General features: G+C 56.5%; 15 protein-coding genes. 11 read left to right on the top strand and 4 right to left on the bottom strand.

All coding sequences use genetic code 11. The features are described 5' to 3' along the window. The first annotated feature begins 6 nt into the window (after positions 1–6). The 6 genes from aroB (at position 7) to trpS (ending at position 5,809) form a co-directional block, all read left to right on the top strand. A complete protein-coding gene (gene aroB / locus FNY10_RS22865; RefSeq protein ID WP_100684428.1) occupies positions 7–1,101 on the top strand; it encodes a 3-dehydroquinate synthase in 1,095 nt (364 codons plus the stop codon). An 84-nt stretch (positions 1,102–1,185) separates the two neighbouring features. Next, on the top strand, positions 1,186–2,460 hold the full coding sequence (gene damX / locus FNY10_RS22860; RefSeq protein ID WP_160704326.1) for a cell division protein DamX: 1,275 nt from the start codon (positions 1,186–1,188) through the stop codon (positions 2,458–2,460). 79 nt (positions 2,461–2,539) lie between these two features. Further along, positions 2,540–3,364 carry an adenine-specific DNA-methyltransferase gene (dam, locus tag FNY10_RS22855; RefSeq protein ID WP_141963226.1) on the top strand — a complete coding sequence of 275 codons (825 nt, stop codon included), beginning with the start codon at positions 2,540–2,542 and terminating at the stop codon, positions 3,362–3,364. Between the two features lie 16 nt (positions 3,365–3,380). Next, positions 3,381–4,058, top strand: coding sequence for a ribulose-phosphate 3-epimerase (rpe, locus tag FNY10_RS22850; protein WP_100684425.1), 678 nt, complete (start codon positions 3,381–3,383; stop codon positions 4,056–4,058). Continuing rightward, positions 4,051–4,812, top strand: a complete 762-nt coding sequence (gene gph / locus FNY10_RS22845; RefSeq protein ID WP_131049130.1) for a phosphoglycolate phosphatase — start codon at positions 4,051–4,053, stop codon at positions 4,810–4,812. Before rpe ends, gph begins: the two co-directional genes overlap by 8 nt. Further along, complete coding sequence (trpS, locus tag FNY10_RS22840) at positions 4,805–5,809, top strand: tryptophan--tRNA ligase (RefSeq protein WP_100684423.1); 1,005 nt, start codon at positions 4,805–4,807, stop codon at positions 5,807–5,809. Before gph ends, trpS begins: the two co-directional genes overlap by 8 nt. Positions 5,810–5,931: 122 nt before the next feature. Here trpS and cysG read toward each other — a convergent pair whose 3' ends face one another. The 3 genes from cysG to nirB form a co-directional block, all read right to left on the bottom strand. Next, positions 5,932–7,305 (bottom strand): siroheme synthase CysG, encoded by a 1,374-nt coding sequence (gene cysG / locus FNY10_RS22835; RefSeq protein ID WP_160704329.1) that lies wholly within the window; start codon positions 7,303–7,305, stop codon positions 5,932–5,934. 155 nt (positions 7,306–7,460) lie between these two features. Then, complete coding sequence (gene nirD / locus FNY10_RS22830; RefSeq protein WP_100684421.1) at positions 7,461–7,787, bottom strand: nitrite reductase small subunit NirD; 327 nt, start codon at positions 7,785–7,787, stop codon at positions 7,461–7,463. Further along, positions 7,784–10,327 (bottom strand): nitrite reductase large subunit NirB, encoded by a 2,544-nt coding sequence (gene nirB, locus FNY10_RS22825; protein ID WP_160704331.1) that lies wholly within the window; start codon positions 10,325–10,327, stop codon positions 7,784–7,786. Before nirB ends, nirD begins: the two co-directional genes overlap by 4 nt. Before the next feature lie 240 nt (positions 10,328–10,567). Between nirB and FNY10_RS22820 the strand changes: the two genes are divergently transcribed. Beyond that, positions 10,568–11,893 carry a cytosine deaminase gene (locus FNY10_RS22820; RefSeq protein WP_131049125.1) on the top strand — a complete coding sequence of 442 codons (1,326 nt, stop codon included), beginning with the start codon at positions 10,568–10,570 and terminating at the stop codon, positions 11,891–11,893. On the opposite strand, the gene tsgA is transcribed toward FNY10_RS22820, so the two are convergent. After that, complete coding sequence (gene tsgA, locus FNY10_RS22815; RefSeq protein ID WP_160704333.1) at positions 11,890–13,074, bottom strand: MFS transporter TsgA; 1,185 nt, start codon at positions 13,072–13,074, stop codon at positions 11,890–11,892. The two genes, FNY10_RS22820 and tsgA, sit on opposite strands and share 4 nt — an antisense overlap. A 276-nt stretch (positions 13,075–13,350) precedes the next feature. Here tsgA and ppiA point away from each other — a divergent pair, with 276 nt between their 5' ends. The 4 genes from ppiA (at position 13,351) to pabA (ending at position 15,382) form a co-directional block, all read left to right on the top strand. Continuing rightward, the gene (gene ppiA, locus FNY10_RS22810; protein ID WP_004868429.1) at positions 13,351–13,920 is read left to right on the top strand and encodes a peptidylprolyl isomerase A; all 570 of its coding nucleotides are present in this window, start codon (positions 13,351–13,353) and stop codon (positions 13,918–13,920) included. Positions 13,921–14,026: 106 nt separating this feature from the next. Next, positions 14,027–14,194 carry a YhfG family protein gene (locus FNY10_RS22805; RefSeq protein ID WP_100684416.1) on the top strand — a complete coding sequence of 56 codons (168 nt, stop codon included), beginning with the start codon at positions 14,027–14,029 and terminating at the stop codon, positions 14,192–14,194. Then, on the top strand, positions 14,184–14,774 hold the full coding sequence (locus tag FNY10_RS22800) for a putative adenosine monophosphate-protein transferase Fic (protein ID WP_131049123.1): 591 nt from the start codon (positions 14,184–14,186) through the stop codon (positions 14,772–14,774). The genes FNY10_RS22805 and FNY10_RS22800 overlap by 11 nt, the downstream gene beginning before the upstream one ends. 44 nt (positions 14,775–14,818) lie before the next feature. After that, on the top strand, positions 14,819–15,382 hold the full coding sequence (gene pabA, locus FNY10_RS22795; protein WP_131049122.1) for an aminodeoxychorismate synthase component 2: 564 nt from the start codon (positions 14,819–14,821) through the stop codon (positions 15,380–15,382). Positions 15,383–15,401: the final 19 nt, after the last annotated feature.

Raw genomic sequence — 15,401 nt, 5'->3', positions numbered from 1 at the left:
CGCGTTATGGAGAGGCTTACTGTAACCCTCGGGGAACGTAGTTACCCGATTACCATCGCGGCTGGTTTGTTTAACGATCCAGCTTCCTTCCTGCCACTGAAATCAGGCGACCAGGTTATGCTGGTTACCAATGAAACGCTGGCGCCGCTTTATCTGGATAACGTTCGCTCTGTACTGGAGCAGGCGGGGGTTAAGGTCGATAGCGTCATTCTACCCGACGGCGAGCAGTACAAAAGCCTGACGGTAATGGACTCCGTCTTTACCGCTTTACTGCAAAAACCGCACGGTCGTGACACCACTCTGGTGGCGCTCGGCGGCGGCGTGGTCGGCGATTTAACCGGCTTTGCTGCGGCTAGCTATCAGCGCGGCGTGCGTTTTATCCAGATTCCCACCACTCTGCTGTCGCAGGTGGACTCTTCGGTCGGCGGCAAGACGGCCGTCAATCACCCTCTTGGTAAGAACATGATTGGTGCCTTCTGGCAGCCGGTTTCCGTGGTCGTCGATCTCAACTGTCTTAAGACGTTGCCGGCCCGTGAACTCTCTTCCGGACTGGCCGAAGTGATCAAATACGGCATTATCCTCGACGGTGAGTTCTTCAACTGGCTGGAAAGCAATATCGATGCGCTGATGGCGCTTGATGAGAAGGCGATGGCGTACTGTATTCGCCGTTGTTGTGAGCTGAAAGCCGAAGTTGTCGCTGCCGACGAGCGCGAAACCGGGTTACGTGCTTTACTCAATCTTGGACATACTTTTGGCCATGCTATTGAAGCCGAAATGGGCTACGGTAACTGGTTACACGGCGAGGCCGTTGCTGCTGGCATGGTGATGGCCGCGCATACGTCCGAGCGATTAGGTCAGTTCAGCGCACAGGATACACAGCGTATTGTGACGCTGCTGCAGCGTGCGGGCTTGCCGGTACGTGGGCCGCAGGAGATGACTGCGCAGGCGTATCTGCCCCACATGATGCGTGATAAAAAGGTGCTGGCAGGCGAAATGCGGCTGGTGCTACCGCTGGCAATAGGGAAAAGCGAAGTTCGCGGCGGAGTGTCGCATGATGTAGTTCTTGGCGCGATTGCTGATACTCAGTTAGCGCAACAATAAGAAGGTCTAGCCGCGTCCGCGCGGCGTTATCATTTCGGGTGACATGCAATAGTCGTGAGCATAAGCCTTTTAGTGGGGTGTTAAATGGATGAATTAAAACCAGAAGACGATCTGAAAGCCGATCGCAGCGATCGTCGTACTGGTCGTTCCCGTCAATCTTCCGAGCGCGATAGCGATCCGCAGATCAATTTTGATGATGTCGATCTTGATGCGGACGACAGCCGTCCGACGCGCGCCAGCAAAGCACGCCGTGAGCGCGATGAAGAAGAGTATGAAGCGGACGTAGAGTCTGAAGACGAGTCCGAAGAGCAGCCGGTTGAGCGTCGCCCGCGCAAGCGCAAGAAAGCGCCCGCGAAGCCAGCCTCCCGCCAGTATATTATGATGGGGGTGGGGATTCTCGTGCTGCTGCTGCTGATCGTTGGCATTGGCTCTGCGCTGAAGTCGCCATCCTCTTCCAGTGAACAAACCGCGTCAGGTGAGAAGAGCATTAATCTGTCAGGCGATCAGTCTGACAATGGGCAGTCTGGTAATGGCCAGCCTGCCGCTCAGGGCCAGACAGCGGCGAACAACCCGCAGCAGGATGTTTCTCTGCCGCCGATCGCGTCTAACCCGACTCAGGGCCAGACTGCCGCCGAGCCGCAGGGACAGCAGCGTGTTGAGGTTCAGGGCGATCTGAATAATGCCTTGACTCAGCAGCAGGGCCAGATTGACAGCGCCGTTGCGAACTCCACGCTGCCGACTGAACCGGCGACCGTTGCTCCTGTTCGTAATGGCGCCGCTCCACGCCAGGCAACAACGGAACATCAGACTGCCGCCGCTCAGCGTCCGGTAGAGCGCAAGCATACGGTGATTGAGCCGAAACCGGTGGCGAAAGCGCCAGTTGAAGCGAAACCGGTCCAGTCTAAGCGTGTCGAAAGCACCGCAGCAGCCACGCCGGTGAAAGCGCCTGTCGCTCAGCCGGAAAAACCGGTTGCCACCGCACAGACGACTAAGCCGACGACAATCGCGACCGCACCTGCGGCTACCGCTGCGGCGACGGCGGCTCCGGCGGCGACTGCCGGGGGTAAAACCGCGGGCGATGTCAGCTCGATGAAATCGGCGCCGGCGGGTAACTACACTCTGCAACTCAGCAGCTCCTCCAACTACAACAACCTGAATAGCTGGGCGAAGAAAGAGAAGCTGGATAAATATGTCGTCTACGAGACTACGCGTAACGGTCAGCCATGGTATGTACTGGTCAGCGGTATCTATGCTTCGAAAGATGAAGCGAAGCGTGCTGTCGCCACTCTGCCAGCGGATGTGCAGGCGAAAAACCCGTGGGCGAAACCGCTGCATCAGGTGCAGGCCGATCTGAAGTAAGTGCGGTGTAGTCTTAAGCGCAGGATGCTGTCGGAGCTTTCTCCACAGCCGGAGAATGTGGTAATTAGTTAGGCAGCATGTGAAAAAGAATCGCGCTTTTCTGAAATGGGCAGGGGGGAAATACCCCCTGCTTGACGATATTAAAAAACATTTGCCGCAAGGCGATTGTCTGATTGAGCCCTTTGTTGGCGCAGGGTCGGTATTTCTTAATACCGACTTTTCTCGTTATATTCTGGCGGACATCAACAGCGACCTGATCGGTCTTTACAACATCGTTAAATTGCAGACGGATGAATACGTTGCGGCGGCGCGTGACATGTTTACGCCCGAGAATAACGCAGCAGAGCCGTACTACCAGTTCCGTACTGAATTCAACGAAAGCCAGGATCCGCTGCGGCGTGCGGTGCTGTTCCTGTATCTGAACCGCCATGGTTACAATGGCCTGTGTCGCTATAATCTGCGCGGCGAATTTAACGTCCCGTTTGGCCGTTATAAGAAGCCCTACTTCCCGGAAGCTGAGCTGTATCATTTTGCCCAAAAGGCGCAGAATGCGTACTTCTATTGCGAATCGTATGCCGACAGCATGGCGCGTGCGGACGGTTCTTCAGTGGTCTACTGCGATCCCCCGTATGCGCCATTGTCGTCTACCGCCAATTTTACGGCCTATCATACGAACAGCTTTAACGCTGAGCAGCAGGCCCATCTGGCGCAGCTGGCGGAGAACCTGCTGGAGCAGCGGGTTCCGGTTCTGATTTCCAACCACGATACGGCGCTAACGCGCGAATGGTATCGTCAGGCTAAACTGCATGTCGTCAAAGTGCGACGCAGTATCAGCAGCAACGGTGGTACACGAAAGAAGGTGGACGAGCTTCTGGCTCTTTACCGTCCGCCCAAGACTAAATAATTTCAAGGAGATGCGGATGAAGCAGTATTTGATTGCCCCTTCGATTCTGTCGGCTGATTTTGCCCGCCTGGGTGAAGATACCGCCAAAGCGCTGGCTGCAGGTGCGGACGTTGTGCACTTTGACGTGATGGACAACCACTACGTGCCGAATCTGACCATCGGCCCTATGGTGCTGAAAGCACTACGCAACTACGGCATCACCGCCCCGATCGACGTGCACCTGATGGTGAAACCGGTCGACCGCATCATCCCTGATTTCGCCGCGGCGGGTGCCAGCATCATCACCTTCCACCCCGAAGCCTCTGAGCACGTCGATCGCAGCCTGCAGCTTATCAAAGAACATGGCTGTAAAGCCGGCCTGGTGTTTAACCCGGCCACGTCGCTGAGCTACCTTGATTATGTGATGGATAAGCTGGACGTGATCCTGCTGATGTCCGTTAACCCGGGTTTCGGCGGCCAGTCGTTTATCCCCCAGACTCTGGATAAACTGCGTGAAGTGCGGCAGCGCATCGATGCGTCGGGTTATGACATTCGTCTGGAAGTCGACGGCGGCGTGAAGGTCAGCAACATTGCGGATATTGCGGCGGCAGGCGCGGATATGTTTGTTGCCGGTTCGGCGATTTTCGATCGTCCGGACTACAAGGAGGTTATTGATCAAATGCGTAGTGAATTAGCAAAGGTTAGTCATGGATAAATTACACTCTGTTCGCGGTGTCGCCTTTGACCTTGATGGCACGCTGGTCGACAGCGCGCCGGGTTTGACGGCTGCGGTTGATAGCGCGCTCTATGCGCTGGAGCTGCCGATGGCGGGCGAGGCGCGCGTCGTCACCTGGATCGGTAACGGGGCGGATGTTCTGATGGAGCGGGCCCTGAACTGGGCGCGTCAGGAGCGCGCAACTCAGCGTGCCGCGATGGGGAAACCTTCCGTCGATCATGACGATATTCCCCAGGCAGAGCAGCTAATGGTGCTGCGCAAGCTGTTCGATCGCTACTATGCTGAAGCGGCGGAAGAGGGCAGTTTTCTGTTCCCGGCGGTGGCTGATACGCTCGGCGCACTGCATGCGAAAGGCCTGCCGCTGGCGCTGGTGACCAACAAGCCGACGCCGTTCGTTGCACCAATTCTCGAAGCGTTGGATATCGCGAAATATTTTACGGTCGTCATCGGCGGTGATGATGTGAAGAATAAAAAACCCCATCCGGATCCGCTGCTGCTTGTGGCGCAGAAGCTGGGGCTGGCGCCTGCTGAGCTGCTGTTCGTTGGTGATTCACGTAATGATATCCAGGCGGCTAAAGCCGCTGGCTGCCGCTCTATCGGGCTGACCTACGGGTATAACTACGGCGAGTCGATTGCGCTCAGCGAACCGGACTACATTTTCGACCAATTTAATGAACTCTTGCCCGCACTCGGGCTACCGTACAGTGAAACTCAGGAATTGAAAAATGACTAAGCCCATCGTTTTTAGTGGCGCACAGCCCTCAGGTGAATTGACCATTGGCAACTATATGGGTGCGCTGCGTCAGTGGGTGAGCATGCAGGATGATTATCACTGCATCTACTGCATCGTGGATTTGCATGCCATCACCGCGCGTCAGGATCCTGAGAAACTGCGTAAAGCGACGCTGGATACCCTGGCGCTTTACCTGGCATGTGGTATCGATCCTGAGAAAAGCACCATCTTCGTTCAGTCGCACGTGCCGGAGCACGCGCAGCTGGGCTGGGCGCTGAACTGCTACACCTATTTCGGTGAACTGAGCCGTATGACTCAGTTCAAAGACAAGTCGGCGCGCTATTCGGAAAACATTAACGCCGGTCTGTTTGACTATCCGGTGCTGATGGCGGCGGACATTCTGCTGTATCAGACCAACCAGGTTCCGGTCGGCGAAGATCAGAAACAGCACCTCGAGTTGAGCCGCGATATCGCGCAGCGCTTCAACGCCCTTTACGGCGAAGTGTTTAAAGTGCCTGAGCCGTTTATTCCTAAATCCGGCGCCCGCGTGATGTCCCTGCTTGAGCCGACCAAGAAAATGTCCAAGTCAGACGACAACCGCAATAACGTGATCGGCCTGCTGGAAGACCCGAAATCGGTGGTGAAGAAGATCAAGCGTGCAATGACCGACGGTGATGAGCCGCCTGTTGTTCGCTATGACCAGCAGAATAAAGCCGGCGTTTCCAACCTGCTGGATATCCTCTCGGGCGTTACCGGGCAGAGTATTCCGCAGCTGGAGCAGCATTTCGAAGGCAAAATGTATGGTCACCTGAAAGGCGAAGTCGCTGATGCGGTGTCCGGTATGCTGCTGGAGCTGCAGGAGCGCTATAACCGCTTCCGTAACGACGAAGCGCTCCTCAATCAGGTGATGAGAGACGGGGCTGAAAAAGCCAGCGCGCGCGCGTCGCAAACGCTGAAAGCGGTCTATGAAGCCATTGGTTTTGTGGCTAAGCCGTAAGCGATAGCCGGGCGAGAGACAGCAAAGGGCGGATAAATTCCGCCCTTTTGTATTTTAAGCGTGTGCGATAGATGTTTACCGCTCAGTTTCGCCGCGTCCGCGAGCCTGAGCCGGGTTAAGTATCAGTGATGTGAGAACCAGTTCAGCTTGTCGCGCAGGCTGACTACGCGGCCAACGATAATCAGCGCCGGACTGGCCATTTGCTGCGCCAGAACATCCAGCTGATCTAAGGTGCCGGAGACCACTCTTTGGCTGACCGCTGTGCCGTTCTCAACGATAGCCGCGGGCATATCCGCCGCCATGCCGTGAGCAATCAGGTTCTCTCTGATAGCTGAGGCCTGGTTCAGCCCCATGTAAAACACCAGCGTCTGTTTCTCTACCGCCAGGTTTTGCCAATCCAGCTCGCCGCCAGTCTTCAGATGGCCGGTGATCAGGCGGACCCCCTGGGCGAAATCGCGATGGGTCAACGGAATACCAGAATAGGCGGAACAGCCTGAAGCCGCGGTAATGCCTGGCACCACCGAGAAGGGGATTCCGGCGTGGCACAGGGTTTCCAGCTCTTCGCCGCCACGGCCAAAAATAAAGGGATCGCCGCCTTTCAGACGCACCACGCGACGTCCGTTCTGCGCCTCGCGCAGCAGGATCTGGTTAATCTCTTCCTGCGGCACGCAGTGATAGCCCGCGCGTTTGCCGACGAAAATCCGATCGGCGTCGCGACGTACCAGATTCATAATGTCGTCGGAGACCAGACGGTCATACACCACGACATCAGCCTGCTGAATCTGCTGGAGCCCTTTGAGGGTTAGCAGCCCGGCATCGCCGGGGCCGGCGCCGACCAGCACCACTTCGCCGCGATGATCCAGCGGCTCCGTCAGCAGTTGCTCGGTAGTATCGGCAACGGCCTGGCGGTCTTCATTGGCCAGCGATTGCGCCAGACGGTCGTTGACGAACAGCTTTTCCCAGAAACGTCGGCGTTCGCCGACCGTCGCAAACTGTTTTTTCACCCGCGAACGCAGCTGGCCGGCATAGCGGGCCAACTGGCCTAAATGGAGCGGCAGAATCGACTCCAGCTTTTCGCGCAGCAGACGCGCCAGTACCGGTGAGGTACCGCCAGAGGAGACGGCGACCATCAGCGGCGAGCGGTCAATGATCGACGGCATAATAAAGCTGGCCTGCTGCGGCGCATCCACCACGTTACAGAATATCCGCCGCGCCTCGGCGGCGTCGCTGACCTGCTGATTGACATCCTCATCGTCGGTGGCGGCGATGGCCAGCCAGCAGGGGTCGAGAAGCGCCGGGTTAAACGGCGCTTGCACCAGGGTCAGCATCTGCGAATCAGCCCACACATGGAACTGCGGCGAGAACGTCAGCGCGTTGACCGTGACTCTGGCGCCGGCATCGAGCAGCAGGCGCGCCTTGCGTTCGGCAACATCACCGCCGCCGACCAGTAAGCAGTCGCGATCGCGCAGCTGACAGAAAATAGGTAAGTGATCCACGGAACATCCTCGCAGCAAAGCAGTGGGAGAGGGTAAGCGGTCGTAGCATAGCAGCAGAGGGAGGGCACAATATACGATTTTTCGGGCGCCTACCGCTTAGTTGGCATAAGAAGAAAATATGGCTCCCGCCGGGGCGCGGCGGGAACCTCAGGGCATCATGCCTTCAGCTGAACGTTGCCGTCTTTTACGCGCGAGTCAAAATGCGCTATGGAGTGGCTTTCATCTTCCATGCACAGGCCGTCGCGCAGACGAAAGCGCTGTTTCTTCAATGGGCTGGCGACCCACAGTTCACCCTCATGTTCGGCAATGATGCCTCGCGACAGCACGCTGGCATTGAAGAACGGGTCAATATTGCTGATCGCATAGACCCGATCGTCGTGGTAAGGCCGGAACAGGGCGACCTGCTGCTGGCCCAGCAGCGCGCAGACGCCGGTTGCAGGCAGAATATCGTCAATCTTGCAGATGTTTACCCACTGGCTCATGCGTTTTCCTCCACCAGAGTGACCGGGATACGCTCATACGGCGTTGCCGGGCGGTGCTGCTCGCGTTCCGGGACGACCTGCACATTCGGGTCGCGCTGGTTGCTGTTGATAAAGTGTTTGAAACGGGTTTGCGCCGCCGGATTGTTGACCGTCTCGGTCCACTCGCAGGCGACAGCGTCACGCAGACGCGCCAGCTCTGCTTCCAGGTGGGCGTTCAGACCCAGCTTGTCGTCGATAATGACGCGCTTCAGGTAATCGATGCCGCCTTCCATGTTGTCTAACCACAGCGCGGTACGCGTCAGCTTATCGGCGGTGCGGATATAGAACATCATAAAGCGATCGAGGTAGCTGAGCAGCGTTTCGCGATCAAGATCGGCGGCCAACAGGTCGGCGTGGCGCGGCTTCATCCCGCCGTTGCCGCAGACATATAAATTCCAGCCCTTCTCGGTGGCGATAATCCCCACGTCTTTACCCTGTGCTTCCGCACATTCGCGGGTGCAGCCGGAGACGCCAAACTTTATTTTGTGCGGCGTGCGGATGCCTTTGTAGCGATTTTCCAGCTCGACGCCGAAGCCTACACTGTCGCCGACGCCGTAGCGGCACCAGGTGCTGCCGACGCAGGTTTTCGCCATACGCAGCGCTTTGGCATAGGCGTGGCCGGTTTCGAAGCCCGCTTCAATCAGCTGACGCCAGATCTCCGGCAGGTCGTCTTTTTGCGCGCCGAACAGGCCGATACGCTGGGAACCGGTGATTTTGGTGTAGAGATTGTATTCGCGCGCGATACGCCCCACGGCCACCAGGCCTTCCGGCGTAATTTCGCCGCCGGCGGAGCGCGGGATAACCGAATAGGTCCCGTCTTTCTGGATGTTGGCGAGGAAGTTATCGTTCGTATCCTGCAGCGGCGTATGCTGAGGCTTGAGGATGTACTCATTCCAGCAGGAGGCCAACAGAGAGCCGACGGTCGGCTTACACACTTCGCAGCCGTAGCCTTTTCCGTGTTTCGCCAGCAGCTCTTCGAAGGTTTTAATGCCTTCTACGCGAATCAGGTGGAACAGCTCCTGGCGGGAGTAGGCAAAGTGTTCGCACAGATTGTGGCTCACTTCGATCCCCTGTTTCGCCAGTTCGGCGTTCAGCACCTGGGTCACCAGTGGAATGCAGCCGCCGCAGCCGGTACCGGCTTTGGTTTCAGCTTTCAGCGCGGCGACGGTATGGCAGCCTTTGTTGATGGCGGAAATCAGCATCCCTTTGGTCACGTCGAAGCAGGAACAGATTTGCGCGCTGTCCGGCAGTTTATCGACGCCGATTGACGGCTTACCGCTGCCGGCGTGCGCTGGCAGAATCAGCGAGTCCGGGTTTTCCGGTAGTTCAATACCGTTGAGCACCAGCTGCAGCAAATTGCCGTAATCGCTGGTATCTCCGACCAGCACCGCGCCAAGCAGCGCTTTATTGTCTTCGCTGACGATCAGTCGTTTATAGACTTCTTTGCTTTCATCAAGATAGACGTAGCTGCGGGCGCCAGGCGTGCGGCCATGCGCATCGCCGATGCCGCCCACGTCAACGCCAAGCAGCTTCAGTTTGGCACTGAGATCGGCCCCGATAAAGCCGTTGTCGTTGCCGAGGAGATGGTCGACGGTCACCTGGGCCATTTTATAACCCGGCGCCACCAGACCGTAGACGCGGTTGTTCCAGCTGGCGCATTCGCCGATAGCATAGATATCCGGGTCGGAGGTCTGGCAGGTGTCATTGATCACGATACCGCCGCGCTGCGCCACGGCCAGGCCGCACTGGGTCGCCAGCTTGTCGCGTGGACGAATACCGGTGGAGAAGACGATAAAATCGACCTGCAGCTCGCTGCCATCAGCAAACTGCATGGTTTTCCGGGCGTCGTTGCCCTGCTGGACAATCTCTTTGGTATTTTTGCTGGTATGGACCTTCACGCCCATACTTTCTATTTTACGCTTGAGCTGCTCGCCGCCCATACTATCCAGCTGTTCGGCCATCAGCATAGGCGCAAATTCGATGACGTGGGTTTCCACGCCGAGGTTCTTCAGCGCGCCGGCGGCTTCGAGACCCAACAGACCGCCGCCGACGACGGCGCCGCGTTTGCTGCGCCGCGCGCAGGATTCAATTGCGTTCAGATCTTCAATGGTGCGGTAAACAAAGCAGTCCTGAGTTTCCGCGCCTTTGATTGGCGGGATCCACGGATAGGAGCCCGTCGCCATCACCAGCTTATCGTAAAACACGGTGCGTCCCGCGCTGGAGTGAATCACTTTCTCCTGGCGGTTAATGGTAATCGCGCGTTCACCGATCAGGACCTTAACGCCATGTTTCTCATAAAAACCTTCACGGACCAGCGAGAGTTCTTCGGCGGTGTGGTGGGAGAAGTAAGACGACAGGTGGACGCGGTCGTAAGCGATACGGGGTTCTTCACAGAACACGGTAATGTCGAACTGTCCGGCAGGCGCCTTATCAAGAAGCTCTTCGATAAAGCGATGGCCAACCATGCCGTTACCGATAATAGCGATTCTGACTTTGCTCATTTTGGCCTCGATTTCTTTTCTATTACCGCCTACCTTAACGATTCAGCCAGGACACTTATTGATACAAATCAAGATCGCCAGCGCCTACCACTTAATGGGTATGGTTATGATTTTACTGGATTTTTATAAGTTATGGAAAACTCAGGCTTTTCCTTTCTGTTGCTTTTGTGTACAAAATGGACGCGGGAGAATGTTCATGGGTTGGGCGAAAAATCGGCACTATTCACGGGAGTCATCAAGATGACAGCAGTTCCGCTTTGGTTGATTGAGAACGTACGTTTGCCTGACCGCGAAGGGCTCTGGCAGATAGCGATAGACAGAGGCTGCTTCGGTGATATCACCCCGATGGGCGATGCCAGCAGCGAAAGTTATGAGGTGCTCAACGCCCGCGGTGGGCTGGCGATTCCGCCATTTATTGAACCGCATATCCATCTCGATACCACCCAAACTGCCGGAGAGCCAAACTGGAATCAGTCCGGGACGCTGTTTGAGGGAATTGAGCGCTGGGCGGAACGTAAGGCGCTGTTGAGTCACGAAGATGTGAAGGCCCGGGCATGGAAGACGCTGAAGTGGCAAATCGCCAACGGGATTCAGTTTGTCCGCACGCACGTTGACGTGTCTGACCCGACGCTGACGGCATTAAAGGCGATGCTGGAGGTGAAGCAGGAGGTCGCGCCGTGGGTGGATTTGCAGATAGTCGCCTTCCCCCAGGAGGGGATTTTATCTTACCCCAATGGCGAGGCCTTGCTGGAGGAGGCCCTGCGGCTCGGGGCCGATGTGGTCGGCGCCATTCCGCACTTTGAGTTTACCCGCGAGTATGGCGTGGAATCGCTGCATATCGCCTTCCGTCTGGCGCAGCAGTATCAGCGCCCGCTGGATATTCACTGCGATGAAATTGACGACGAGCAGTCGCGGTTTGTCGAAACGGTGGCGGCTCTGGCGTTGAAAGAGGGTATTGGCCCACGGGTTACGGCCAGCCATACCACCGCGATGCACTCCTATAACGGCGCCTATACTTCGCGCTTGTTCCGGTTACTGAAGCTCTCGGGAATCAACTTTGTCGCCAACCCGCTGGTGAATATTCACCTCCAGGGGCGCTTTGACGACTATCCAAAGCGCCGCGGCATTACCCGGGTGAAGGAGTTGATGGCGGCGGGCATTAACGTTTGTTTCGGCCACGATGATGTTTTCGACCCGTGGTACCCGTTGGGTACCGGCAATATGCTGCAGGTGTTGCATATGGGGTTGCATGTTTGTCAGTTGATGGGCTATCAGCAGATTAACGATGGCCTGAAGCTGATTACCGACAACAGCGCCCGTACCTTTGGTCTGCACGATTACGGCATTGCGCCGGGCAACCCTGCGAATCTGGTTATTCTGCCAGCGGAGAATGGCTTTGAAGCGGTTCGCTGCCAGGTGCCGGTGCGCTGGTCGATTCGCCAGGGACGGGTCATTGCCACAACGCAACTGGCGCAGACCTGGATTCAGACCGACAGAGGGGGAGAGGAGCTGTGCTTTAGCCGAAACGGCCCCTTCACTGAGGCAAAGGGGCCAACAAAGGCTTAGTGGGAGGCCGTTGCCGCGTTGTGCTGGCGGTGGCGGGAGACGAAGCCAAGGATTAAACACATCACAAAGACCACGGCGTAGAGGCCGTTAGCGGTGTGCAGCGCTGCCAGCGGGCCGCTGGCAGCCACAATCGGACCGGTTACCACGAAGGTCAGCATGGTGCCGATGGTGCCGCAGGTCAGTACAAAGTTCACCAGTTTCGGCGACGCGACTTTGGTTTGTAGCGAACCCAGCGTGATAAGCGAGGTGTAAATCGCGCTGGAGAAGAAGCCGAGGGTCAGAATAAACCACGGCATATGTTCCGGCGAACCGTTGATGAACAGGTACATCAGTACGGTGGCGAGACCCGCCAGGACGGTCAGGATGCGCTGCAGGTCGAAGAAGCGCAGGATGAAGCTGAATGACCACATGCCAATCATGTACGACATCCAGAAATCGCTCACCAGCTTACCGCCATCGGCGAGGCTCATGCCCAGGGTCTTGGCATATTCCGGTACCCAGGAGATAAAGCCCAGCTGACCGAGGATATAGCACAGCGCCGCAATCGCGAGGAACAGCACGCCGATGCCCCACTTTTCTTTCACGACCGGCTGGCTGTTGTGCTGCGCTTTTTGGCCGAGGACCGGGAACTCACAGCCGAAGGTCAGAATAAAGATGGCCACATAGACCAGACCAATGCAGGCATAAACCCAGTACCACTCGATGCTGCGGGCCAACAGGAATGCGGCGACCATCGGGAAGATCATTCCTGCCATGCTGAAGAAGGAGTCGGTAAACAGCAGACGCGCGCCACGCTGGCGGCCTTCATACATATGGGTGATCAGGAAGGTCCCGATCGACATGGTAATCCCGCTGACCAGCCCCAGAACGAACATGGACGCGGAAAACAGAGCCAGGCTGTGGCTAAACATCAGCCCGGCAACGGCCAGGACCATCAGAATAAAGCCAAAACGCAGTTGGGTTTTCAGCGGCACAATTTCCATCAGCCAGGCATTCAGGAAGATAGAGATCAGGATACCGGCGTTGAGGAAGGTAAAGGTGTTACTCATACTGGAGACGGGCAGATGGAAATAATCGGCGATATTTCCCATCACCATTCCGGTGACGATCACCAGCGCGCCGGTGAGGGCGTAGGAAAAGAAGCTGATCCATGTGAGCTTGATACGATTGCTGTTAGTCATGACTGGCCTGTGAATAGGAATGTAAAGCGCATTGACTGCGCCAGGGCGGACAGATTTTATTCATTCAAGTGATGTAAGCAAACGTTTATTATGCAATTAAATACTTTTTGCATTAATTAATGTGATGTAGATCGCTTTTATTTGGCGTACTGGTCAATGCATACGTCGTAACAACTATTTCAGCTACGTAAAATTAGGTAAAAGGCTGGCCCAGGATGCCAAGGCTCTTTAGAATCAAAGCACTTGCTTTTTATTCTGCTCCGTTAAGGAATTCCCATGCTCAAATCAACTCTGGCGGCGGTGGTTGCCGTTTTCGCCATTTCAGCTTTCTCTCCGGCAATGGCAGCGAAAGGCGATCCTCATGTCCTGCTGACGACGTCTGCGGGCAATATTGAGCTGGAGTTAAATAGCCAGAAAGCACCGATTTCCGTGGATAACTTCCTGAAGTACGTGAATAGCGGCTTCTATAACAACACCACCTTCCATCGCGTGATCCCGGGCTTCATGGTGCAGGGCGGCGGCTTCAACGAACAGATGCAGCAAAAGCAGCCGAACCCGCCGATTAAAAACGAAGCCGATAACGGTCTGCGCAACACCCGCGGTACGATCGCGATGGCACGCACCGCCGATCAGGACAGCGCCACCAGCCAGTTCTTCATCAACATTGCGGACAACGCCTTCCTTGATCACGGGCAGCGTGATTTTGGCTATGCGGTCTTCGGCAAAGTGGTGAAAGGCATGGACGTGGCGGATAAGATTTCTCAGGTTCAGACGCACAATGTCGGACCGTACCAGAATGTACCGTCGAAACCTGTCGTGATCCTCTCAGCGAAAGTGCTGCCATAAGCCTTTCTGTACGCGGGTGACACACCCGCGCCTCGTCGGCCTCTCTGCGTAACCTGAAATTGCTGCTTATACTTGTGGCAAACGGGGGACGATAAGGGAGGCGACCATGCGTTCACTCACCGATAAGCAAAAATCCCAACTCTGGGAACAGACCCGCAATATGAATTTTCAGGCCAGCCTTCGCCTGGAAGGCGCAGCGATCCCGCTGGTAACGCTGACTGCCGGGCAAGCACTGGCGCGTCTTGCCGAAATCGGGAGGCGCCATGAGCAGTAAATATGGCGACGAGCGCGATCCTTACCTCTATCCTGCGCTCGATGTGATGCGTAACCGCCTCGGCATTCGTCAGGCGCAGCGTCTGGAGCAAACGGTCTGGGAAATCACCTCCCTGCGCGCGGCGACGCTGCCGCTGGGACCGCGCGGCCGCGGACTACCCTACCTCTGTTTTATTCATCATCAGCTTTATCAGGATATCTTCGACTGGGCGGGGCAATTCAGAGACGTCGATATTTATCAGGGCGATACCCCGTTCTGCCATTTTGCGTGGATTGAGAAAGAGGGCAATGCGCTGATGCGGGCGCTGGAGGAAGAGGACTATCTCAGCGGAGTCAGTCGCGCGACGTTCGTTACGCGTCTGAGCTGGTACTACGGGGAAATCAACGTCCTGCACCCGTTTCGCATCGGTAGCGGCCTGGTTCAGCGGATTTTCTTTGAGCAGTTGGCGCTTCACGCCGGCTATGTCCTCGACTGGCGGGATATTGACCCCGATAGCTGGAGCCAGGCTAACCAGCTGGGGGCGATGGGCGATCCCGAACCCCTTGAGCGGATCTTTCGCAAAGTGGTAAGCGAAGCGTGAGAATCTGAGTAGAATAGCCCGGTTTTATTCTTTCCGGAGCCGCTATGATCCTGCTTATCGACAACTATGATTCTTTCACCTGGAACTTGTACCAGTACTTCTGTGAACTGGGGGCGCAAGTGCAGGTCAGGCGTAATGATGAGTTGACGCTAGAGGAGATAGCGGCGTTGAAGCCGGAGAAAATCGTGATCTCTCCCGGACCCTGCACGCCGAATGAATCAGGCATTTCGCTGGCGGCGATCGCCCATTATGCCGGTCAGATCCCGCTGCTCGGCGTTTGCCTTGGTCATCAGGCTATTGCCCAGGTCTTTGGCGCCACTATCGTGCGAGCGGCGAAAGTGATGCACGGCAAGACTTCCCCCATCCATCATAACGGGCGGGGGGTCTTTCAGGGGCTGAATAATCCGCTGACCGTCACTCGCTACCACTCTCTGCTGATTGATCCCGCGACGCTTCCCGAATGCTTTGAGGTGACGGCTCGCAGCGAAAGCGGTGAGATTATGGCGATTCGTCATCGGGAGTGGGATCTCGAAGGGGTACAGTTCCACCCGGAGAGTATTCTCAGCGAGCAGGGGCATCAGCTGCTGGCAAACTTCCTCAATCGGTGATTTGTAGTTGCCATTGACT

Source organism: Klebsiella sp. Lac1 (assembly GCF_009825425.1).
Classification (GTDB): domain Bacteria; phylum Pseudomonadota; class Gammaproteobacteria; order Enterobacterales; family Enterobacteriaceae; genus Klebsiella; species Klebsiella electrica.
Note: the sequence above shows the minus strand (reverse complement) of the source record. Positions and strands in the feature narration are given on the sequence as shown.

Coding starts and splice junctions, on each gene's coding strand:
- aroB (WP_100684428.1), top strand. CDS start 7: ATGGAGAGGCTTACTGTAACCCTCGGGGAACGTAGTTACCCGATTACC.
- damX (WP_160704326.1), top strand. CDS start 1,186: ATGGATGAATTAAAACCAGAAGACGATCTGAAAGCCGATCGCAGCGAT.
- rpe (WP_100684425.1), top strand. CDS start 3,381: ATGAAGCAGTATTTGATTGCCCCTTCGATTCTGTCGGCTGATTTTGCC.
- gph (WP_131049130.1), top strand. CDS start 4,051: ATGGATAAATTACACTCTGTTCGCGGTGTCGCCTTTGACCTTGATGGC.
- trpS (WP_100684423.1), top strand. CDS start 4,805: ATGACTAAGCCCATCGTTTTTAGTGGCGCACAGCCCTCAGGTGAATTG.
- nirD (WP_100684421.1), bottom strand. CDS start 7,787: ATGAGCCAGTGGGTAAACATCTGCAAGATTGACGATATTCTGCCTGCA.
- nirB (WP_160704331.1), bottom strand. CDS start 10,327: ATGAGCAAAGTCAGAATCGCTATTATCGGTAACGGCATGGTTGGCCAT.
- FNY10_RS22820 (WP_131049125.1), top strand. CDS start 10,568: ATGACAGCAGTTCCGCTTTGGTTGATTGAGAACGTACGTTTGCCTGAC.
- tsgA (WP_160704333.1), bottom strand. CDS start 13,074: ATGACTAACAGCAATCGTATCAAGCTCACATGGATCAGCTTCTTTTCC.
- ppiA (WP_004868429.1), top strand. CDS start 13,351: ATGCTCAAATCAACTCTGGCGGCGGTGGTTGCCGTTTTCGCCATTTCA.
- FNY10_RS22805 (WP_100684416.1), top strand. CDS start 14,027: ATGCGTTCACTCACCGATAAGCAAAAATCCCAACTCTGGGAACAGACC.
- FNY10_RS22800 (WP_131049123.1), top strand. CDS start 14,184: ATGAGCAGTAAATATGGCGACGAGCGCGATCCTTACCTCTATCCTGCG.
- pabA (WP_131049122.1), top strand. CDS start 14,819: ATGATCCTGCTTATCGACAACTATGATTCTTTCACCTGGAACTTGTAC.